Annotated in this window: 20 protein-coding genes; 8 read left to right on the forward strand and 12 right to left on the reverse strand. The window is 72.6% G+C overall.

The window, feature by feature from the left end:
* The first annotated feature begins 113 nt into the window (after positions 1 to 113).
* Both recA and recX read left to right on the forward strand, forming a co-directional pair.
* Positions 114 to 1,232 (forward strand): recombinase RecA, encoded by a 1,119-nt coding sequence (gene recA / locus OTB19_RS22885; RefSeq protein ID WP_267800223.1) that lies wholly within the window; start codon positions 114 to 116, stop codon positions 1,230 to 1,232.
* A gap of 3 nt (positions 1,233 to 1,235) precedes the next feature.
* Positions 1,236 to 1,823 (forward strand): recombination regulator RecX, encoded by a 588-nt coding sequence (recX, locus tag OTB19_RS22890; protein WP_267800224.1) that lies wholly within the window; start codon positions 1,236 to 1,238, stop codon positions 1,821 to 1,823.
* A gap of 118 nt (positions 1,824 to 1,941) precedes the next feature.
* On the opposite strand, the gene OTB19_RS22895 is transcribed toward recX, so the two are convergent.
* The 8 genes from OTB19_RS22895 to OTB19_RS22925 all read right to left on the reverse strand — a co-directional run bounded on the left by OTB19_RS22895 (position 1,942) and on the right by OTB19_RS22925 (position 8,190).
* Positions 1,942 to 2,334, reverse strand: coding sequence for a rhodanese-like domain-containing protein (locus OTB19_RS22895; protein ID WP_267800225.1), 393 nt, complete (start codon positions 2,332 to 2,334; stop codon positions 1,942 to 1,944).
* Entirely contained in the window at positions 2,331 to 2,849 is a 519-nt protein-coding gene (locus OTB19_RS22900; protein ID WP_267800226.1) for a cysteine dioxygenase, read from the reverse strand. Before OTB19_RS22900 ends, OTB19_RS22895 begins: the two co-directional genes overlap by 4 nt.
* 76 nt (positions 2,850 to 2,925) lie before the next feature.
* Positions 2,926 to 3,012, reverse strand: a complete 87-nt coding sequence (locus OTB19_RS43690; protein WP_311318651.1) for a putative leader peptide — start codon at positions 3,010 to 3,012, stop codon at positions 2,926 to 2,928.
* A 33-nt stretch (positions 3,013 to 3,045) separates the two neighbouring features.
* On the reverse strand, positions 3,046 to 4,632 hold the full coding sequence (locus tag OTB19_RS22905; protein ID WP_267800227.1) for an FAD-dependent monooxygenase: 1,587 nt from the start codon (positions 4,630 to 4,632) through the stop codon (positions 3,046 to 3,048).
* A gap of 169 nt (positions 4,633 to 4,801) precedes the next feature.
* Positions 4,802 to 5,686, reverse strand: coding sequence for an amino acid ABC transporter permease (locus OTB19_RS22910; RefSeq protein WP_267800228.1), 885 nt, complete (start codon positions 5,684 to 5,686; stop codon positions 4,802 to 4,804).
* Positions 5,683 to 6,357, reverse strand: a complete 675-nt coding sequence (locus tag OTB19_RS22915; RefSeq protein ID WP_053682264.1) for an amino acid ABC transporter permease — start codon at positions 6,355 to 6,357, stop codon at positions 5,683 to 5,685. Before OTB19_RS22915 ends, OTB19_RS22910 begins: the two co-directional genes overlap by 4 nt.
* An 83-nt stretch (positions 6,358 to 6,440) precedes the next feature.
* Positions 6,441 to 7,295 (reverse strand): glutamate ABC transporter substrate-binding protein, encoded by an 855-nt coding sequence (locus OTB19_RS22920; protein WP_267800229.1) that lies wholly within the window; start codon positions 7,293 to 7,295, stop codon positions 6,441 to 6,443.
* Positions 7,296 to 7,404: 109 nt separating this feature from the next.
* The gene (locus OTB19_RS22925) at positions 7,405 to 8,190 is read right to left on the reverse strand and encodes an amino acid ABC transporter ATP-binding protein (RefSeq protein ID WP_053682266.1); all 786 of its coding nucleotides are present in this window, start codon (positions 8,188 to 8,190) and stop codon (positions 7,405 to 7,407) included.
* A 317-nt stretch (positions 8,191 to 8,507) separates the two neighbouring features.
* Here OTB19_RS22925 and OTB19_RS22930 point away from each other — a divergent pair, with 317 nt between their 5' ends.
* Both OTB19_RS22930 and OTB19_RS22935 read left to right on the forward strand, forming a co-directional pair.
* The gene (locus OTB19_RS22930) at positions 8,508 to 9,212 is read left to right on the forward strand and encodes a response regulator transcription factor (protein ID WP_267800230.1); all 705 of its coding nucleotides are present in this window, start codon (positions 8,508 to 8,510) and stop codon (positions 9,210 to 9,212) included.
* Positions 9,213 to 9,224: 12 nt separating this feature from the next.
* Positions 9,225 to 10,637: a sensor histidine kinase gene (locus tag OTB19_RS22935; RefSeq protein ID WP_267800231.1), complete on the forward strand. Its 1,413-nt coding sequence runs from the start codon at positions 9,225 to 9,227 to the stop codon at positions 10,635 to 10,637.
* Between the two features lie 44 nt (positions 10,638 to 10,681).
* Here the strand turns inward: OTB19_RS22935 and OTB19_RS22940 are convergent, their stop codons facing one another.
* Together OTB19_RS22940 and OTB19_RS22945 are read right to left on the reverse strand one after the other, a co-directional pair.
* Positions 10,682 to 12,895, reverse strand: a complete 2,214-nt coding sequence (locus tag OTB19_RS22940; RefSeq protein WP_267800232.1) for an endo-beta-N-acetylglucosaminidase — start codon at positions 12,893 to 12,895, stop codon at positions 10,682 to 10,684.
* A 92-nt stretch (positions 12,896 to 12,987) separates the two neighbouring features.
* Positions 12,988 to 14,271 (reverse strand): glycoside hydrolase 5 family protein, encoded by a 1,284-nt coding sequence (locus tag OTB19_RS22945; protein WP_267800233.1) that lies wholly within the window; start codon positions 14,269 to 14,271, stop codon positions 12,988 to 12,990.
* Between the two features lie 439 nt (positions 14,272 to 14,710).
* On the opposite strand from OTB19_RS22945, the gene OTB19_RS22950 reads away from it, so the two are divergent.
* Together OTB19_RS22950 and OTB19_RS22955 are read left to right on the forward strand one after the other, a co-directional pair.
* Positions 14,711 to 15,811, forward strand: coding sequence for a LacI family DNA-binding transcriptional regulator (locus tag OTB19_RS22950; RefSeq protein WP_267800234.1), 1,101 nt, complete (start codon positions 14,711 to 14,713; stop codon positions 15,809 to 15,811).
* A 27-nt stretch (positions 15,812 to 15,838) separates the two neighbouring features.
* The gene (locus OTB19_RS22955) at positions 15,839 to 16,840 is read left to right on the forward strand and encodes an ROK family protein (RefSeq protein WP_420716890.1); all 1,002 of its coding nucleotides are present in this window, start codon (positions 15,839 to 15,841) and stop codon (positions 16,838 to 16,840) included.
* Positions 16,841 to 16,907: 67 nt separating this feature from the next.
* On the opposite strand, the gene OTB19_RS22960 is transcribed toward OTB19_RS22955, so the two are convergent.
* Complete coding sequence (locus OTB19_RS22960; RefSeq protein WP_267800235.1) at positions 16,908 to 17,912, reverse strand: TAXI family TRAP transporter solute-binding subunit; 1,005 nt, start codon at positions 17,910 to 17,912, stop codon at positions 16,908 to 16,910.
* Between the two features lie 46 nt (positions 17,913 to 17,958).
* Positions 17,959 to 18,876, reverse strand: coding sequence for a LysR family transcriptional regulator (locus tag OTB19_RS22965; RefSeq protein WP_267800236.1), 918 nt, complete (start codon positions 18,874 to 18,876; stop codon positions 17,959 to 17,961).
* Positions 18,877 to 18,947: 71 nt separating this feature from the next.
* On the opposite strand from OTB19_RS22965, the gene OTB19_RS22970 reads away from it, so the two are divergent.
* Together OTB19_RS22970 and miaB are read left to right on the forward strand one after the other, a co-directional pair.
* On the forward strand, positions 18,948 to 19,580 hold the full coding sequence (locus OTB19_RS22970) for a maleylpyruvate isomerase family mycothiol-dependent enzyme (protein ID WP_267800237.1): 633 nt from the start codon (positions 18,948 to 18,950) through the stop codon (positions 19,578 to 19,580).
* On the forward strand, positions 19,577 to 21,103 hold the full coding sequence (gene miaB, locus OTB19_RS22975) for a tRNA (N6-isopentenyl adenosine(37)-C2)-methylthiotransferase MiaB (RefSeq protein ID WP_267800238.1): 1,527 nt from the start codon (positions 19,577 to 19,579) through the stop codon (positions 21,101 to 21,103). The genes OTB19_RS22970 and miaB overlap by 4 nt, the downstream gene beginning before the upstream one ends.
* The last annotated feature ends 11 nt before the right edge of the window (positions 21,104 to 21,114 follow it).

A 21,114-nucleotide genomic window follows, 5' to 3' on the forward strand; every position in this document is an offset into this window, starting at 1 on the left:
ATCCATTCTCATGAGTTATCCACAGCTGAGCAGTGCGTGGGAGCGCATTGTCAGTGGCAGGCGTTAGCGTCAATGGCGTGAAGCGATCGACTCAAGCAAATCGGGTGGAACCCATGGCAGGCACCGACCGCGAGAAGGCTCTTGACGCCGCTCTCGCACAGATTGAACGGCAATTCGGCAAGGGTGCGGTCATGCGCCTCGGCGACAAGCCGAACGACCCCATCGAGGTCATCCCCACCGGATCGACCGCGCTGGACATCGCCCTGGGCGTCGGCGGGCTCCCCCGCGGCCGTGTGATCGAGGTGTACGGACCGGAGTCCTCCGGTAAGACCACCCTGACCCTGCACGCCGTGGCCAACGCCCAGAAGGCCGGCGGCACCGTCGCCTTCGTGGACGCCGAGCACGCGCTGGACCCCGAGTACGCCAAGGCCCTCGGCGTCGACACCGACAACCTCATCCTGTCCCAGCCGGACACCGGCGAGCAGGCGCTGGAGATCGTGGACATGCTGGTCCGCTCCGGTGCCCTCGACCTCATCGTCATCGACTCCGTCGCGGCGCTCGTGCCGCGCGCGGAGATCGAGGGCGAGATGGGTGACTCCCACGTGGGTCTCCAGGCCCGACTGATGAGCCAGGCGCTCCGGAAGATCACCGGTGCCCTCAACCAGTCCAAGACCACCGCGATCTTCATCAACCAGCTCCGCGAGAAGATCGGCGTGATGTTCGGCTCGCCGGAGACCACCACCGGTGGTCGCGCGCTGAAGTTCTACGCCTCGGTGCGTCTCGACATCCGCCGTATCGAGACCCTGAAGGACGGCACGGACGCGGTCGGCAACCGCACCCGCGTCAAGGTCGTCAAGAACAAGGTCGCGCCGCCGTTCAAGCAGGCCGAGTTCGACATCCTCTACGGCCACGGCATCAGCCGCGAGGGCGGCCTGATCGACATGGGCGTGGAGCACGGCTTCGTGCGCAAGGCCGGCGCCTGGTACACGTACGAGGGTGACCAGCTCGGCCAGGGCAAGGAGAACGCCCGCAACTTCCTGAAGGACAACCCGGCTCTCGCCGACGAGATCGAGCGGAAGATCAAGGAGAAGCTGGGCGTGGGCGTGCGCAAGGACGCCGAGGCGGCCCCCGCCGAGGCCGGCGCGGACGCCCCCGCCGATGCCGCGGCCGTGCCCGCGCCGACGGCATCGAAGGCGAAGACGACGGCCAAGGCCGCCGTAGCCAAGAGCTGACCCGTGCGGGAGCAGGAAAGGGGCGGCGGAGCCGGTCGGGAGGGCCGCCGGGAGGGCGGTCGTGAAGCCCGCGGCGCGCTGCCGCCCCAGAGCCCCGAGGAGCAGGCGCGGGCGATCTGTCTGCGCCTGCTCACCGGGATGCCGCGAACCCGGCGGCAGCTCGCGGACGCCCTGGAGAAGCGGGGCATCCCCGAGGAGGTGTCGCAGGAGGTCCTCTCCCGGTACGAGGAGGTGGGCCTGATCGACGACGCCGCCTTCGCCGGCGCCTGGGTGGAGTCCCGCCACCGGGGCCGCGGTCTGGCGCGACGGGCGCTCGCGCAGGAGCTGCGGACCAAGGGAGTACACGCCACCCTCGTGCAGGAGGCGCTGGAACAACTGGACTCCGAGCAGGAGGAGGAGACGGCCCGGGAGCTCGTGGAGCGCAAGCTCCGCTCGACCCGGGGCCTGGAGCGGGACAAGCGGATCCGGCGCCTCGCCGGGATGCTGGCCCGCAAGGGGTACCCGGAGGGCATGGCCCTGCGGGTGGTCCGCCGCGCGTTGGAGACGGAGGACGTCGACGACGCCGACGCCCCGGGGTACCCCGGCAGCTGAACCGGCCCCCGGCCCGGCCTGCGGGGGGACGGGCGGCGGGCCGGCACGGCCTCCGGGAGCGGGCCGGCGGCCTACATCGGCGGGCCGTGACGCCCGGGCCGGCGCGTGCGAGGGTGCGTCAGACGGCAGTGGTGGGGAGGCCGGCCGACTTCCAGGCCTGGAAGCCGCCCGTCAGGTCCGTCGCCCGGTGGAGCCCCAGGGCGTGGAGGGAGACCGCGGCCAGGGTGGAGGCGTAGCCCTCGTTGCAGATGACGACGACCTCGATGTCATGTCCCGTCGCCTCGGGGAGCCGGTGCGACCCCTGGGGGTCGAGGCGCCACTCCAGTTCGTTGCGCTCGACGACCAGCACGCCCGGGATCAGCCCGTCACGCTCGCGTAGCGCCTGGTACCGGATGTCCACGAGGAGCGAGCCCTCGCGGGAGGCGACGTACGCCCGTTCCGGCGAGACCCGGGCGTAGGTGGTCCTGAGGCGGTCGACGAGGGCGTCGATGCCCTCCGGTGCGGCGCTCACTGCCAGTCCGCCGGACGCTCGACGTGCTCCAGCCGCAGGATCTGCCCGCTGCGGCTGTAGCGGCGGATCAACGGGAGCGGCGGGTAGTACGCGTGGACGGAGACGGCGTGCTCGGCCGGGGACTCGTTGAGCACCTCGTGCACGTGGTGCGGGCCGAAGCCGCGACCCGTGCCCTCCGTCAGATCGCGCCTGCGGTCCACGTCCGGCGCCAGTTCGAGGGACTTCCAGCCCTCGGAGGGAAGGCGGACGGCCAGGGAGTGCTCGGTGAGCTGGCCGCGCGCGGTGGCGAACGCGCCCCGCGACTCGGCGTGGTCGTGCCAGCCGGTGCCGGTGCCCGGAGGCCAACCGATCAGCCAGGCCTCGCTGCCGCCGGGCCCGTCCAGCCGTACCCACGTACGGCCTTCGGGGTCGAGCGGGAGCGAGCCCACGATCTCGGGGTCCGCCGCGGTGCGCAGCGCGAAGTCGAGAAGCTCGGCGGTCGTCGGACCGGCCGAGATCAGGGTGGGGGAAGACATGGAATGACCGTCCTGGAGGTTCGCGAAGATGCGCGCGGGCCCGAAAGGGCACGGGGCGCGCGGGGGAAAGGGCGAATCAACAGGAAGGGCGACACACGCAGCCCGCGTAGCGGAGCAGGTCCATGTGAACCCTCCGCCACAGGCGTACGTCGTTGCCGGTCATGTCCGCGAGTGAAGCACGTGGACGGGAGACCGGTCAATCGATCACGGAGGTGGGTGTGGTCACGGCCGGGGTGATCGAGGGCGCGCGCGCCGGTTCGGGCGCCCCGCCGCGGACGGCGTCCGCCGCCTCGTACAGTTCCGCCGGCCGGACCCCCGCGAAGGTCGCCGCCAGGTGCCCGTCGGGCCGTACCAGCAGCACGGTGTGTGCCGGAGCCCCCGGATAACTGTCCGCGACCAGCAGGTCCGCGCGGGTCGGGAGCGCGCCGACCGCGGCCGCGAGCCGGGGCATCAGGCCGGCGCCGAGCCAGTGCCGGCGGTCCCACACCCCGGTGCCCGGGGCGACGAGGAGCACCAGCAGCCGGCCCCGCCCGAGCAGGTCGCGCAACGGCACGGTGGTGCCGTCGGGGGCGGTCACCGGGACGTCGGCCACCGGGCCGCCCGGTTCCGTGGCCGTCGGGACCTCCCGTACCGCCACCGGGGGGGCGTACGCGGGCTCCGCGCCCAGGGGTCCCCGGCCGAGGTGGCCGTCGGTGAGCAGGCCCTCGGCGGAACGGGCCGCACCGGGGAGGTAGGTGCGCAGGCCGCCCCCGCCGCGCAGCGCCGGCATGGCCTGGTCGGCGGCCCGCAGCCGGGCGGCGACCGCCCTGCGCCGTTCGTCCTCGTACCCGTCGAGCAGCGCCTCGGAGGCCCCCTGGTGCCAGGCCACCGCCAGCCTCCAGGCCAGGTTCTCGGCGTCCCGCAGCCCCTCCTCGACGCCCTGGGTGCCGAGCGCGCCCAGCAGGTGCGCCGCGTCCCCGGCGAGGTAGGCACGGCCGTCGCGCCAGCGCCGGGCGAGCCGGTGGTGCAGGGTGTGCACCCCGGTGTCGATCAGGTCGTACGGGGGAGTCGTGCCGCCGCACCAGGCCGCGAGGGTGTCCCGGATGAGGGTCACCAGGGCGTCCGGGGTGACGAGTTCGCCGCGCGAGGGGAGCAGCCAGTCCAGCCGCCAGACCCCGTCGGGCAGCGGGCGGGCGGTGACCTCGTGGTCCGCGCCGCGGTGCAGCAACGCCTCGCCGGGCCAGTGGAGTTCGGTACGCAGCGCGGCCACCGCGTGCCGTTCCACGGCGGTCCGGCCGGGGAAGCGGATCCCGAGCAGCTTGCGGACGGTGGAACGGGCCCCGTCGCAGCCCACGAGGTGGCTGCCGCGCCACCAGGTCGTCTCGCCGCCCCGGGTGTGCGCCGTGATGCCGCGCTCGTCCTGTTCCAGCGCGTCCAGTCGGCAGTCGGTCACCAGCCGGACCAGCGGGTGCGCGCCGGCGGCGTCGCGCAGTCCGCGCGTCAGGGCGTGCTGGGGCAGGTGCAGCGGGGCCGGGTGGTCCTCGAAGGTGATCCGGCCCGAGTCCCGGCCGCGTCGCATGGTGCGCCACGCGGCGAAGTAGGCGCCCTCGTCGCGCAGCGTCGTACAGCCGAGGCGGTGTGCCATCGCGGCGGTGTCGGCGTGCAGGACGACGGAGCGGGCCGGGCGGGGGTCGTCCTTGCCCGGGCCCTCGTCGAGTACGACGGTGGGTACGCCTGCGCCGGCCAGCGCGAGGGACAGCGCGAGCCCGACGGGGCCCGCACCGACGACGATCACCGGGTCCATGACGCGGCTCCCGATGTCCGGTATGTGATCACACAACGTATGCAACCGACTGGAAGTGCCTGCGTCAAGTGACACTCGTCGGGGCAACGCGGTGTGGTGCGGCGGAAGGTCTCCGCCGCACCACACAGGCTACGCACCAGGACTGACTTGGTGTCAGTCGACCCGTCGGTCAGGCGCCACCACTGTTCGCGCCGGTGGCCATGTCGTCGACCTGCGCCGGGACCACGGCGCCGGTGCCCCGCTTCGACTTGCGCTGCCGGCTCTCCAGCCAGGACGCGAAGCTGGTGAGGGCGAAGTTGACCGCGACGTAGACCAGCGCGATCACCACGAAGGTCGCGATCGTGTTGCTGTAGTTCGCCGAGATCTGCCGGGACATCGACATCAGCTCGCCGAGGCCGAGCACCGTGCCGCCGAGCGCGGTGTCCTTGAGGATCACGACCAGCTGGCTGACCAGGGCCGGCAGCATCGCGGTGACGGCCTGCGGGATCAGCACGTGGACCATGGTCTGGCCCTTGCGCATGCCGATCGCCTTGGCGGCGTCGGTCTGCCCGTTCGGGAGGGACAGCACGCCCGCCCGGACGATCTCGGCGATGACCGAGGCGTTGTACAGCACCAGGCCCGTGACCACCGCGTACAGCGGGCGGAAGTCGGAGGACACGCCCGTGTACTGGACGTACAGCGCGTAGCCGAACAGCATCAGCATCAGCACCGGGATGGCGCGGAAGAACTCGACGAACGCGCCGACGGGGACCCGGACCCAGGCGTGGTCGGACAGCCGGCCGATGCCCAGCAGGGCGCCCAGCGGCAGGGCGATCACCATGGCGATCACGCCGGCCTTGAGGGTCTCCAGCAGGCCGGGGATCAGGAACGTCGTCCAGACCTGGCTGTCGGTGACGAAGGGGCTCCACTTCTCGGCGTCGAGCTGGTTCTTGTCGGCCATGAGGCCGAGCGCCCACCACAAGGCGAGGCCGAGGAGCACGACGAAGACGCCGGAGTAGATCCAGTTCCGGGCCTTCGCCTTCGGACCCGGTGCGTCGTACAGCACGGACGTCATCGTTTCACCGCCGCTCGCTTGGCCACCCAGCCCAGCAGCAGGCCGGTGGGCAGGGTCAGCAGGACGAAGCCCAGGGCGAAGACCCCGAAGACGGCGAAGAGCGCGTCGGCCTCGTTCTCGATCATTTCCTTCATCAGTAGCGCCGCTTCGGCCACGCCGATGGCCGCAGCCACCGTGGTGTTCTTGGTGAGTGCGATCAGTACGTTGGTGAGCGGCGCGATGACCGCCCGGAAGGCCTGGGGGAGCACGATCAGCCGGAGCACCTGGAAGAAGCTCAGGCCCAGCGCGCGCGCCGCCTCGGCCTGCCCCACGGGCACCGTGTTGATGCCCGAGCGCAGCGCCTCACAGACGAAGGTGCCGGTGTAGGCCGTCAGTCCGAGGACCGCCAGTCGGAAACCGGTCTCCTTGAACGTGGTGCCGCCCAGGGTGATGCCGAGGGTCTCGCTGAGGCCCAGCGAGCAGCCGATGATCACCAAGGTCAGCGGGGTGTTGCGCACCACGTTGACGTACGTGGTGCCGAAACCGCGCATCAGCGGGACCGGGCTGACCCGCATCCCCGCCAGGGCGGTGCCCCATATGAGGGACCCGATCGCCGAGTAGAGGGTGAGCTGAACCGTCACCCAGAAGGCTCCGAGCACGTCGTACTGCCCGGAATCAAGAAAGTCGAACACGTTGCCCTGCGCTCTCCCCAGGATGGCCGGTGGGGGGCGCCGCCGCCCGCGGCAGGCGGGCGGCGACGCTCCTCACCGAGGAATCAGCTGCCTTCGGTGATCTGCGGGGCAGGCTCGTTCTTGTAGCCGGCGGGGCCGAAGTTCTTCTTCACGGCCGCCTCCCAGGCGCCGTCCGAGACCATCTTCTTGAGCGCGGCGTTGATCTTGGTCTGGAGCTCCTTGTCGCCCTTCTTCAGACCGATGCCGTAGTTCTCGTTGCTCAGGCTCAGCCCGACCAGCTTGAACTTGCCCTTGTTCTTCTCCTGGGCGGCGTAGCCGGCCAGGATCGAGTTGTCCGTGGTCAGGGCGTCGACAGCCTTGCTCTCCAGGGCGGTCAGGCACTCGGAGTAACCGGCGTTCTGCTTGAGGTCGGCCTCCGGGGCCAGCTTCTCCTTGACGTTCTGCGCCGAGGTGGAGCCGGTGACCGAGCAGAGCTTCTTCTTGTTCAGGTCCTCGGGCTTGGTGATCGACGTGTCGTCGGCGCGGACCAGCAGGTCCTGGTGCGCGAGGAGGTACGGGCCGGCGAAGTCGACCTTCGCCTTGCGCTTCTCGTTGATCGAGTAGCTCGCGACGACGAACTTCACGTCACCGTTGGAGATCAGGTTCTCGCGCTCGGCGCTGATGGCCTGCTTGAACTCGATCTGGTCGGGCTGGTAACCGAGTTCCTTGGCCACGTAGGTCGCCACGTCGACGTCGAAACCGGTGTACTTGCCGTCCGGGGTCTTCAGGCCGACACCGGGCTGGTCGAACTTGATGCCGATGACGACCTTGTCCTTCTTGCCGCCACCGCTCGAACCGGCGTCGCCGGTCGCCTTGTCCCCGCTGCCGCCACAGGCGGTCGCGGTCAGGGCGAGAGCCACGGCCGCGGCGACGGCCGCACCGGCCTTGTAAAGCTTCATGGTGAACTTCCCTCGGGTGAGACGTGGTTGAACGCCGAGCGAGACGTGCCGCGTCGGCGGGCCCGGTCGTGTCAGGGTTCTGACACCGGATCACTACCAGACGCGAGCGTCAGTGATGCAGGATCTTCGACAGGAAGTCCTTCGCGCGGTCGCTGCGGGGGTTGCTGAAGAACTGCTCGGGCACCGCCTCTTCGACGATCTTCCCGTCGGCCATGAAGACGACCCGGTTGGCAGCGGAGCGGGCGAAGCCCATCTCGTGCGTGACGACCACCATGGTCATCCCCTCCCGGGCGAGCTGCTGCATGACCTCCAGCACCTCGTTGATCATCTCCGGGTCGAGAGCCGACGTCGGCTCGTCGAACAGCATCACCTTCGGGTCCATCGCCAGCGCGCGGGCGATCGCCACGCGCTGCTGCTGACCACCGGAGAGCTGCGCCGGGTACTTGTCCGCCTGGGAACCGACGCCGACGCGGTCGAGCAGCGCCTTCGCCTTCTCCGTCGCCTCCGCCGCGTTCGTCTTGCGGACCTTCAGCTGGCCCAACATGACGTTCTGCAGGACCGTCTTGTGCGCGAACAGGTTGAACGACTGGAAGACCATGCCGACATCGGCTCGCAGTCGCGCCAATTCCTTGCCCTCGGAGGGCAGTTCCTTGCCGTCGACCGTGATGGTTCCCGAGTCGATGGTCTCCAGCCTGTTGATCGTCCGGCACAGCGTGGACTTGCCCGATCCCGAGGGGCCGATCACCACGACGACCTCACCGCGGGCAATGCTCAGATCGATGTCCTGAAGCACGTGCAGCGCGCCGAAGTGCTTGTTGACGTTGCTCAGTACGACCAGGCTGTCCGCGGCAGCGGCCGCGTCCTGCACGTCCTTGGTCACTGATACTCCGCTCATCGGCTTCTTGCTCCGTCCTCCGTCGGTTGGGAGGACAGTAGTGACGAGGTGCGCACACCGTCATCACATCTGAGGGAGAATTGAGCATAACGATCCGGCCTCGCCCGGATACGCTCCGTGCGCGACGCCCGCGACGGCACCCCTGTACTCGTACCGGGTGCATAACGGAAGACTCGCGGGCGCGGAAGTCCCTTGACGTGGGACTCTGCATCAGCGTGGATGCATGGTGGCCATGAAACCGACATGACGCCGCAAGAAAACCGCCACAACGGCGCCACCCGCCGACCGGACGGGACGGACGAGGGAAGGGTGACGCAGTGAGACTGCTGCTCGTCGAGGACGACGACCACGTCGCCGCCGCGCTGTCCGCGATCCTCGCCCGGCACGGCTTCCGGGTGACCCACGCCCGCAACGGCGAGGAGGCACTCCAGGCACTCCTGCCGGCCGACGCCCCGCCCTTCGGAGTGGTCCTGCTCGACCTCGGCCTGCCCGACCAGGACGGCTACGAGGTGTGCGGCAAGATCCGCAAGCGCACCGCCACCCCCGTGATCATGGTGACCGCCCGCGGTGACGTGCGCTCCCGCATCCACGGCCTGAACATGGGCGCCGACGACTACGTGGTCAAGCCCTACGACACCGGCGAGCTCCTCGCCCGGATCCACGCCGTCGCCCGGCGCACCGGAGCCTCCGAGGAGGCCGCCGCCACCGGCACCGGAGCCCCCGCCATCGTCCGACTCGGCCCGGTCAGCATCGAGCTGCCCACCCGCCGGGTCACCGTCGACGGCGCCGACGTACCGCTCACCCGCAAGGAATTCGACCTGCTGGCCCTGCTCGCGCAGCGACCCGGCGTCGTCTTCCGTCGCGAACAGATCATCAGCGAGGTGTGGCGCACCAGCTGGGAAGGCACCGGCCGGACCCTGGAGGTCCACGTCGCCTCGCTGCGCTCCAAGCTGAGCATGCCCGCACTCATCGAAACCGTCCGCGGGGTGGGCTACCGGCTCGTCACCCCGGCCGCCCCCTAGCGGGGTCCCGTCGTGCGCGCCCGACTGCTTCCGCTCCTCGTCGTCCTGATGGCGGGCGTCCTGCTCGCGCTCGGCTTCCCGCTCGCCGTCAGCCTCGCCGCCGGACAACAGCAGCGGGTCGTGGTCGACCGGATCGACGACAGCGCCCGCTTCGCCGCCCTCGCCCAGTTCGTCATCGACGCCGAGGGCTCCGGCTCCACCGGCGCCGACGAACGCCGCGACACCCTCCAACTGGAACTCGCCCGCTACCAGGAGCTGTACGGCATCCGCGTCGGCATCTTCTACCGCGACGACAACGCGATGGCCCGCGCCCCCGGCTGGTGGCAGCTCCCCGAGTCCGGCGAAGGGCGCCGCGCCTTCGAAGAGGCCCTCGCCGGTCGACGCAGCCACGACCCGGGCCAGGTGTGGCCCTGGCAGACCCACGGCAAGCTCCTCGTCGTCTCCCCGGTCGTCCTCGACGGCGACGTCGTCGCCGTCGTCGCCACCGAATCGCCCACCGACCTGATGCGGGGCCGGATCCTGGAGGGCTGGCTCCTCATCGCGGGCGGCCTCGCCGCCGCCATGCTGGTCGCGTTCGGAGCCGCGCTGCGACTCACCAGCTGGGTGCTCAAGCCCGTCCAGACCCTGGACGCGGCCGCCCACGGCATCTCCACCGGCAAGATGAACTCCCGGGTCGCGGCCGACAGCGGACCGCCGGAACTGCGACGCCTGGCCCACTCGTTCAACGAGATGGCGGACAACGTCGAAGAGGTGCTGGAGCAGCAGCGGGCGTTCGTTGCGGACGCCTCCCACCAACTGCGCAACCCGCTCGCCGCGCTGCTCCTGCGGATCGAACTCCTTGCCCTCGAACTGCCCGAGGGAAACGAGGAGATCGCTTCCGTGCGCACCGAAGGCAAACGCCTGACCCAGGTCCTCGACGACCTCCTCGACCTGGCCCTGGCCGAGCACGCCGCCGCCGAGATCTGCCTGATCGACATCGGCGGGCTGGCCGCCGAGCGGGTCACCGCCTGGCGCCCCTTCGCCGAGGAGAAGGGCGTGGAACTCACCGAACCCGGCCCGGAGGCCGTCACCGGTTGGGCCGACCCCATCGCCCTGTCCAGCGCCCTCGACGCCGTCATCGACAACGCCCTCAAGTTCACCCCCCGCGGGGAACGCGTCGAGGTCGAGGTCTCCACCCAGGGGCGCTCCGCGCTCGTCACCGTCGCCGACCGGGGCCCCGGACTCACCCCCGAGGAACTGCTGCGCGTCGGCGACCGCTTCTGGCGCAGCGGACGCCACCAGAACGTCAAGGGATCCGGGCTGGGCCTGTCCATCTCCCGTGCCCTCCTCGCCTCGGGCGGCGGGTCCCTCGCGTACGAGACGAACCCGCCGCACGGACTGCGGGTGACGGTGGCCGTGCCGCACACCGACCCCCACGCGGACTAGCCGTACACCGACTCCCACGCGGACTGGGGGACCCTCCCGGCGGTTCAGTCGGGATCGTTCCAGGTCAGGGCGGTGCGGGCCGGCTCGGACAGCGTGTACAGCTCGTCCACGGCCCGTACCTCGAAGGCCGCCGCGCGTTCCCGTCCGGCGCGGGTGACGGCCGGCAGGTGGAGGGCGGCGCCGCAGGTGCCGCCGAGGAAGCGGCGGGCCCCGTCCGGCAGCAGGCGGTAGACCTCGTGGTGGCGGATCGGCCCGGGCGCGCGGCGCCACGACAGGCGGACCGAGGCCACACCGTCCCGCTGGGCCGAAGCCTTCACCCTCAGCGCGCCCGGGGCGGCCGGCCTCCGCCGCGCCGCGGTGTCGTGCACCGACAGGGCGCCGAGCCGCCAGCGCACCGGCCCCGTCCCGCGGGCCGTGATCCGTACGGCCAGCGCGTACGCGGTTCTCCCGGCGCGCGTCCCGAGAGCGACCCGGCCGGTGCGCCAGCCCGTACCGGAGTCGGGGTCGTCCACCCCGAACCAGGTGTACGGGACCGGCTCGCCCGCGGCGGCGGGCTCGCGCAGGGCGACGCCGACCTCCACGGCGACCGGGACGCCGCCCGGGGCGCGGGCGTGGACCAGGTCCAGGACCGTCGTACGGGTCAGGGGCAACCGGGTGGCGTGCAGGCCGACGGCGGCGGGCGAGGTGAGGACGCCCTCGACCAGGAGGCTGGAGCCGCCGCGCCACGCCTCGTCGAAGTCCAGGGTGACCGAGGGGCGCGGGCCGTCGGTGTCGACCACCCAGCGCCGCCCGGGCAGCACGTCCTGGAGGCCGAGCTGGTTCCAGGGCGCCGGCGAGGTGACCTCGCCGGCCTCGTACCAGCGCTCCCCGTGGCCCGTGTTGAACGCGCAGCCGAAGGGGAGGGCGGCGACGGTGGAGCGGTCGGCGACGACCGTGGCGGGCGCGCGCCAGCCGCTCTCGGGCGCCGGGCGGGCCGGGTCCAGGGACTCGCCCGTCCAGAACCGGTCGTCGGCCCGGTGGAAGGCGCCCGGGGACCGGTCGGTGAGGTGGTTGCGGGTCCACTCGGGCCGGTAGAGCCCGATGCCGACGACGTGGTCCCGCTCGCGCGGGACGATCGCGTCCCAGTCGACCTCCGCGTTCCAGCCGCGGGACTCGGTGTCCACCGCGGCCCACAGCTCGTGGCGGCTGCGGCCCAGCCGTTCGGCGAGCGCGCCGGATTCCGCCAGGGTCCGGGCCGTCCAGCGGAAGTCCACGAACATGGTGTCCGCGACCGTCCCGAAGCGGTCCTCGAAGAAGTCCCGGTTCAGCGCGTTCAGCGCCCCCTGCCAGCCGACCCGGCCGGTGGTGTTCATCGCGTCGTACCAGGTGACACGCAGCCCGTGCCGTTCGCCCGCCGTCCGCAGGGCGCGCAGGAAACCCCGTGTCCGGCTCGCGAGCGCACTGTCGCCGCCGTCCGTCTCGGCGTTGACGAACCAGCCGTCGAACCCGTACGTCCGCGCCACCCGGACGAGTTGCTCCGCGATCGGGAACCGGCCCGAGGCGTCCCGCCGCACCAGGTCACGGGTCCATCGCAGGTCACCGCCGTACGCGACGGGCGGCAGGAACACGTTGCCCAGCACCCGGACCCCGTTGCGGTGGGCCGCGTCGACCACGGGGGCGTTCGGGGCCAGCACGATCCCCTCCCCGGACGAGCCGCCCCAGAAGACCAGCTCGTCGATGTACGCCCAGTGCGTGAGCGCGTAGTGGTCGGCGGTCGCGGAACCCTGCGACGGATTCCCCGCGGTCGGCCCGAAGGACACCAGCGAGGAGATCCGGGCCTGCCCGACCCGGGCGCCGGGATGCGGCGGCACGGGCGTGAACCGGCGCGCGAGGGGCACCGTCGAGGTGTTGTGGGCCAGGTCGGGATCCGAGGCCGGACTCCACTCGCGCAGCGACCGCCAGGTGATCCCGGGGCCGGGGCTCCCCTCCGGGAGCGAGTCCGGGAACCAGTACGAGGCGTACGGGGCGAGGTCCGCCGGGGGCGTCGGCCCGCCGGCCGTCCCCTCCCCGTCGACCGTCCCCTCCCCGTCGACCGTCCCCTCCCCGCCGACCGTCCCCTCCCCGGCGGCCGTCGCCCGCGCGGGCCACGCCGCCGCGGCGGCGGCCCCGGCCCCGGCGGCGAGCACCGCCCGCCGGGTCGGCCGGGCGGGGGAACGGCGAGGGGGCGGGGGAGTGCGCGGGTCGACACCGCGATCGGGCTCGGGCTGGGGCTCGTACATGCGGGGCTCCTCTGCGGAAGGGACGGCGGCTCCGTGAAGGGACGCTCGGTCGGACCTCGCTCACACCTCGCTCACACCTCGCTCAGACCTGCTCAGGCCTCGGTCACCTCGGACACGTGCAGCACCTCGGTGATGCCGCGCGCGGACAAGTGCGCCCGGTCATCGGCATGTTCCGCCAGGACCACCGCGGGGCGCACCCCCTGGGCCGTCAGCGCGGCCCACGCCTCGAAGAAGGTCCCGCCCGGGGCGCACACCGACCGCTCGGGCGCGGTGCGCGCCCCGCCGACGTCCACGACGAGCGCGGTGGACCGGACGGGCGGGCGGTGCTCCCGGCCCCGCCACCACTCGGCGATCCGGGCGATGGCCGCCCCCTGGGGCTTGAGCCGGCGGTCGTTGGTCAACAACCCCAGGCCGTACTCCAGCTCGGGGAAGTCCGCGAGGTCCCGGGACACGTCGTGCGAACACCACCAGGTCACGCCCCACACGTCCGGGCAGTCCAGCACGTTGGCCACGGTCGCCTCGGTGAACTCCGCCGCGTGCTCCGGCTGGACCAGCGGCGCGGGCGCCCCGACCTCCTGGAGCCACACCGGGCGGTGCGGATCGAGGGCCCAGGCCTTGGACAGCTCGACCAGGTAGGCGGCGTGGTGCTCGGTGGCCGTCCCGGTGCGCCCGTGGCGCTGGGCGGTCCCGTTGAACACCCAGGAGTGCACGGCGGTGGCCGCGCCCAGCCGTGCCGCCTGGTCCGCGGTGAAGGGGTGCCCGTCCAGGTACCAGGCCGCGTCGTACTCGGCGTGCAGGTGGAACCGCCCCGGGGCCCCCTTCTCGCACGCGGCCAGCATCCGCTCCAGCCACCGCCGCGCCTGCTCCTGCGTGATCCGATCGGGGTCGGGGTGCGGGGAGTCCGAGAACTGGTTGATCTCGTTGCCGATGGTCATCCCGAGGAAGTTCGGCCGGTCGGCGAGGGCGGCGGCCAGCGTGCGCAGGTACTCCTCCTGCGCCTCCACCACACGGGGGTCGGTGAAGATGTTGCGCCGGTGCCAGGTCCCGGTCCAGGCGGGCAGGAAGTCGAAGCTCGACAGATGCCCCTGCAATCCGTCCACGTTGACGTCGAGCCCGCGTTCGGCGGCCGCGTCGGTGAGCGCGATGAGCTGATCGACGGCGCGCGGGCGGATCAGCGTGCGGTTCGGCTGGAACAACGGCCACAACGGGAAGACCCGTACGTGGTCCAGCCCGAGCGCGGCGATCGAGTCGAGGTCGGCGCGGACCTCGTCGAGATCGAAGTCGAGCCAGTGGTGGAACCACCCCCGCGTCGGCGTGTAGTTGGCGCCGAACCGCAGCCGGCGGGGGAGTGGAGGAGGGGCGGTGTCGTCGTGCATGAATGATCCTGGAGTTCAGGGGAATTCACCGGACGCCCACAACCTGCCGCCCGTTCCGAGGGAAAGTCAACAGGGTCGACACGGGTGATCTCGACCCGATGAGCCTGAATATGCCGCGTGCGGAGGGCGGTTGGCGACTTATGCGCTTCAGTCCAAGCCGCAGTAGGGGAGTTGACGATCGAGACTTCCGTGCTAATGCGGTTTAGTGGCGACCCGATCGCCACGACCAGGGGGAAAGGGTGGGGGATTTGGCCAACGTCGACCACGGGGGGCGTTGACGGGTGTGCGCGCAATCCGGTAGGGCGTCCGGGAAGTGTCAAGGGGGGCCCCGAGCACCGACGTTCGGGCGATGCCCGGGGGCCGTGATGGCCGCCTTGCGGGGGCCGGATCGCGTACGGTCCCGCCATCGGAGTCCGCTTCGGCGAAGGATGAGGCAGGCATGGCGCGCAGACCCACCATCAAGGACATCGCCCGCCGGTCGGGGGTGTCCGAGAGCGCCGTCTCCTTCGCGCTCAACGACCGGCCCGGGGTGTCCGAGGACACCCGTGCCCGCGTCCGCCGGATCGCCGAAGAACTGGGCTGGCAGCCCAACAGCGCCGCCCGCGCGCTGTCCGGCGAGCGCTCCGGCGCCGTCGGGTTGGTCCTCGCCCGCCCCGCGCACACCCTCGGCGTGGAGTCGTTCTTCCTCCGACTCGTCTCCGGTGTCCAGGAGGTGCTGTCGGCGGGGCGGATCGCGCTGCTCTTCCAGGTGGTGGAGGACGTGGACGCGGAGTGTGCCGTCTACCGCCGGTGGTGGGCCGAGCGGCGGGTGGACGGGGTCATCGTCGTCGACCCCCGGATCGACGACCCGCGACCGGAACTCCTCGCCGGGTTGGGGTTGCCGGCCGTCATGGTGGGCGGACCGGACGCCCCGGGGGCGGGCGACCCGGGGCCGGATCCCGCAGGATCCCGGCCGGCCGCCGCGCCGGCCGTTCCGCAGGCCCGTCGGCCGTCCACGATCCGCGCCGACGACGCCGGCGCGATGGTCCAGGTGCTGGAGCACCTCCACGGACTCGGCCACCGCAGGATCACCCATGTCGCCGGTCTCCCCGGCCTCGCCCACACCGCCCGCCGGATGGCCTCGCTGCGCACCTGGTCCGAGGGGCGCGGGCTCGGCCCCGACCGGGCGCGCTCGGTGGTGACGGACTACTCCGACGCCGAGGGGGCGGCCGCGACCCGTCGGGTCCTCGCCGAGCCGGAGCCACCCACCGCCCTGGTCTACGACAACGACGTGATGGCGCTGGCCGGTCTCGCCGTCGCCGCCGAGCTGGGCATCCCGGTCCCCGGCCGGCTCTCCATCGTCGCCTGGGACGACTCCGCGCTCTGCCGGGTCACCCACCCCCGGCTCACCGCCCTGGTCCGTGACACGGCCGCGTTCGGGCGGCTCGCCGCCGAGGAGCTGCTGGCCGTCCTCGCCGGCGGCGTGCCCCGCACCCGGCAGAGCGAGCTGCCGCGACTGGAGCCCCGCGAGAGTACGGCGCCACCCCCGACCGCATACTGAGTTCCGACCCCTTCCTGGAGCGCCACCGTGACCAGTTCCACCCCAGCCCTCCCCACCCCCCGAGCCGCCGCCCCGGGCACCGGCCCGACCGTGGCGATCGACATCGGCGGAACGAAGATCGCCGGCGCTCTGGTGCACCCGGACGGAACGATGACGGCGGGCACCCGCCGCCCCACGCCGCGCGCGACGAGCGCCGACGCGGTGATGGCGGCGGTCGCCGAGGTCGTCGCGGACCTGGCACGCAGCCCGCTGTGGCCCTCGGTGGTCCGCTGCGGCGTCGGCAGCGCGGGTCCGGTGGACACCTCCCGCGGCACGGTCAGCCCGGTGAACATCGGCGCCTGGCGGGAGTTCCCCGTACAGGCCCGGATCGCGGCGGAACTGGCCGCCCACGGGGCCCGGATCCCGACCGTCCTGGCGGGCGACGGGGTCGCGATGACGGCCGCCGAGCACTGGCTGGGCGCCGCCAAGGGGCACGCCAACGCCCTCTGCATGGTCGTCTCCACCGGTGTCGGAGGCGGCCTGGTCCTCAACAACCGGCTCCACCCCGGTCCCACCGGCAACGCGGGCCACATCGGGCACATCAGCGTGGCCTTCGACGGGGAACCCTGCGTCTGCGGCGGCCGCGGCTGCGTGGAGTCCCTCGCCTCCGGCACCGCCATCGCCGCCTGGGCCCTCGCCCAGGGCTGGACCCCGGGCGAGGGGCAGGAGGCCACCGCCGCCGGCGTCGCGGCCGCCGCCCAGACGGGCGACCCCGTCGCCGAGGCCGCCTTCGACCGGGCGGGCCGCGCCCTGGCCGCCGCCATCGCCGCCACCGCCACCCTGGTCGAGACCCGGATCGCGGTCATCGGCGGGGGCGTCGCCGCCTCGGGCGACACCCTCTTCGCACCGATCCGGCGGCACCTGGCCTCGTACGCCACCCTGTCGTTCGTCCGGGACATCGAGGTCGTCCCGGCGAGCCTGGGCACCGACGCCGGTCTCATCGGGGCGGCCGCCGCGGCGATGCTGCTGCCCGAGGGCGCTTCCACCTGAGAGCCGGCGACGGAGATCCGGCCCGGGGCCCGGCGCTCCCTCCCGGCTCGACCGGGGGCTCCGGGCGCTACGGCTTGACCGAGCGGTAGTACCGCCGGGCGCCTTCGTGCAGGTCCAACGGATCCGTGTAGATCGCCGTCCGCAGGTCCACCAGCTGCGCGGCGTGCACCGCGTGCCCGATCCGGTCGCGGCTGTTGATCACGGTCCGGGTGAACTGTTCCGTCAGCTCCGCGCTCGTGTCCTCGCGGGTCACGAGCAGGTTCGGCACGGCGAGCGTGGCCACCGCCGCGGTGTTGCGGGCCCGCGCGTACGCGTCCTGCGGCATCACCGCCGCCCGGTAATAGCGGGCGGGGCTGCCGCTGCCCTGGAGCTTCTCCACCAGGTCGCCCAGCGGCACGAGCCGGATCTCGAACCGCTCCGACAGCTCGCGCACGGCGTTCGTGGGGAGCCCGCCGGACCAGAAGAAGGCGTCGAGCCGACCCGCCTCCAGTTCGGCCGGCATCGTGTCGATCCCTATGGACACCGGGGTGATGTCCTTCCGCGGGTCCAGTTTGGCCGCCGACAGCAGCCGCTCCGAGATCAGTCGGACGCCGGAGCCGTCCTGGCCGACCGCGACCCGCTTGCCCCGCAGGTCCCGCGTCGACTGCACCGAGGACCCGGCGGGCACCACCAGCTGAACGTAGTCGTCGTACAGCCGCGCGACCCCGCGCAGCCGGTCGGCTCCCGACTTCCCGTCGAGCCGGTACTTGGACACCGCGTCCGCCGTCGCCACCGTGAAGTCGGCCTGCCCGGCGGCCACCCGCTGGAGGTTCTCCTGCGAACCCTCACTGGGGTCCAGCCGCACCTTCACGCCGGGGATGTCCGCGGCGAGGTCCTCCTTCAGGAGCTGCCCGTAGCGGTGGTAGACGCCGGTCGGGACACCCGTGCTGAACGCGAGGTCACCCTTGAGTTCCGGCTCCCCGAAGGGCCTCAGCCACCAGGCCAGCACGCCGAACACCGTCAGTACGGCCGCCAGGCCCCACAGGGCGCGGCGCCGGCTGATCCGGGGCACTCGGGACGGCAGGAGCGGCATGCCCGCGATCCTACCGCCGGGCCCGTTCCGCCCCGGGGCGGGAGCGTCACGCCCCTCGGCCCGTCAGGCCTGCCCGCAGCCGGGCCAGGAGGTGAGCGGCCGCCGGACCCGGCGGGACGCCCGTCCGCCAGGCCAGCGCCACCCGACCGCTCAGCGCCGGTTCGACGATCCGCAGCGCGACCAGATCGCCGGCGACCCCCGTCTCCGTCCCGGCCGGCACCACCGCCGCCCCCAGCCCCCGCGCGGCCAACCGCGCCAGCACGGACGGCGCCGCCGCCTCGAAGTCCACCCGGGCCGCGAACCCGGCCTCCGCGCAGGCCCGCTCCAACACCGCGCGCAGGCCCGTCCCGCGCGGCAGACTGATCAGCGCCCGCGCACGCAGCGCCGCCAGCGGGATCCGCCCGTGCACGGCGTCCCGCACGAGCGGATCACCGGCCCGCACCACCGCCACCAGAGGCCGGTCGAGCACCACCTGGAACGCGATCCCGCGCGGCGGGTCCCCGGCCGGCCCGATCACCGCCAGATCCAGCTCCCCGCTCGACAACGCCGCCAGCATCCGCTCCGACGTGTCCTCGGACAGTGCGATCTCCACCCCGGGGTGCGCCTCGTGGAAGTCACCGAGCACCCCCACCACGTCCAGCCCCGCCACCACCGCCCCGGCCGCCCCCGGGATCAACCCGACCGCGACCCGCCCCCGCAGCAGCCCCGAGATCTCGTCGGCCGTGCGCCGCATCCCCTCCACCGCCGCCAGCGCGGCCCGCGCGTACGACAGCAACGCCGTCCCCGCCTCAGTGGGTGTCACCCGCCGTCCGGAACGGTCGAGCAGCCGTACCCCCAGCTCCCGCTCCAACTGCCGGACCTGCGCGCTCACCCCCGGCTGGGACACGTGCAGCCGGGCGCCCGCCCGTGTGAAGCCGCCCTCGTCCACGACCGTCACGAAGTACCGCAGCTGAGCCAGTTCCATAACCGCGCATTCTAGGGAGCAGAAGAACCCGCGCTTGGACTTATGGCAGAGCCCCGACCCACCCTGGACCCATGACCGACATCGCCGCCGCGACCGCCGCGGAACGCCGGGAAATGGCCGACGTACTCGACTCCCTCGCCCCCGACCAGTGGGACGCCCCGAGCCTGTGCGCGGGCTGGCGGGTCCGCGAGGTCGCCGCCCACATGTCGCTGGGCTTCCGCCACTCGCTGCCCCGGTTCGCCGTCGAGCTGGTCGCGGCGCGCGGCAGCCTGCACCGGATGACCGACCGCGCCGCCCGCCGCGACGCCGCGTCCCTCGCCCCCGCCGAACTCGCCGCCCTGCTCCGTGACCATGCCCACCACCCGTGGAAGCCCCCGGCCGCCGGACCCACCGGGGCCCTCGCCCACGACGTGGTCCACGGCCTCGACATCACGATCGCCCTCGACCACCCCCGTCGGGTCCCCGAGGACCGGCTGCGCTTCCTCCTCGACGCCGTCACCCCGCGCGGCCTGCGGTTCTTCGGCGTGGACCTGACCGGCATCCGACTCGTCGCCGACGACCTCGACTGGTCCCGGGGCACCGGCAGCCCCGTCCACGGCACCGCGCAGGAACTGCTGCTCCTGCTGTTCGGCCGCCGGCTGCCCGCCGGGCGACTGCACGGAGGCGCGGAGGGCTCCCGGGTACCGCCTACCCTTGTCGCATGACCAGCAGCAGCGACCGGAGCACGGCAGTGGACGTCAAGGGAACTTACGAGGTGCGCACCTACGGGTGCCAGATGAACGTGCACGACTCCGAGCGGCTTTCCGGTCTGCTGGAGGGTGCGGGCTACACGCGTGCGCCCGAGGGGTCCGACGGTGACGCCGACGTCGTCGTGTTCAACACCTGCGCCGTCCGCGAGAACGCCGACAACAAGCTGTACGGCAACCTCGGCCGGCTCGCCCCGATGAAGACCAAGCGCCCCGGCATGCAGATCGCCGTCGGCGGCTGCCTGGCCCAGAAGGACCGCGACACGATCGTCAAGCGCGCCCCCTGGGTCGACGTCGTCTTCGGCACGCACAACATCGGCAAGCTCCCCGTCCTCCTGGAGCGCGCCCGCGTCCAGGAGGAGGCGCAGGTCGAGATCGCCGAGTCGCTGGAGGCCTTCCCCTCGACGCTGCCGACCCGCCGCGAGTCCGCGTACGCCGCCTGGGTGTCCATCTCCGTCGGCTGCAACAACACCTGCACCTTCTGCATCGTCCCGGCCCTGCGCGGCAAGGAGGAGGACCGTCGTCCCGGCGACATCCTCGCCGAGGTCGAGGCCCTGGTCGCCGAGGGCGTCTCCGAGATCACCCTGCTCGGCCAGAACGTCAACGCCTACGGCTCCGACCTGGGGGACCGGGAGGCCTTCAGCAAGCTGCTGCGCGCCTGCGGGCAGATCGAGGGCCTGGAGCGGGTCCGCTTCACCTCGCCGCACCCGCGCGACTTCACCGACGACGTGATCGCGGCCATGGCCGAGACCCCGAACGTGATGCCGCAGCTGCACATGCCGATGCAGTCCGGGTCGGACACCATCCTCAAGGCGATGCGCCGCTCGTACCGCCAGGAGCGCTTCCTCGGCATCATCGAGAAGGTCCGGGCCGCCATCCCGCACGCGGCGATCTCCACCGACATCATCGTGGGCTTCCCCGGCGAGACCGAGGAGGACTTCCAGCAGACGATGCACGCCGTGCGCGAGGCCCGCTTCGCGAACGCGTTCACCTTCCAGTACTCCAAGCGCCCCGGCACCCCGGCCGCCGACATGGACGGCCAGATCCCCAAGGAAGTCGTCCAAGAGCGGTACATGCGCCTGGTCGCCCTCCAGGAGGAGATCTCCTGGGAGGAGAACAAGAAGCAGGTAGGCCGCACCCTGGAGGTCATGGTCGCGGAGGGCGAGGGCCGCAAGGACGGCGCCACGCACCGCCTCTCCGGCCGTGCCCCCGACAACCGTCTCGTCCACTTCACGAAGCCGGACGAGGACGTGCGCCCGGGTGACGTGGTGACCGTGGACATCACGTACGCGGCCCCGCACCACCTGCTGGCCGAGGGCCCGACGCAGGCCGTGCGCAGGACCCGCGCGGGCGACGCCTGGGAGAAGCGCAACGCGGCCCCGGCGCAGCCGGCGGGCGTCATGCTCGGCATCCCCACCCTCGGCGTCCCGGCGCCCCTCCCGGCCGCCACCTCGGGCTGCGCGGCCCCGGCATCCGCCTGACACCGAGACGC

Origin of the sequence: Streptomyces sp. H27-H5, from assembly GCF_026627505.1 — a bacterium.
Classification (GTDB): Bacteria; Actinomycetota; Actinomycetes; order Streptomycetales; family Streptomycetaceae; genus Streptomyces.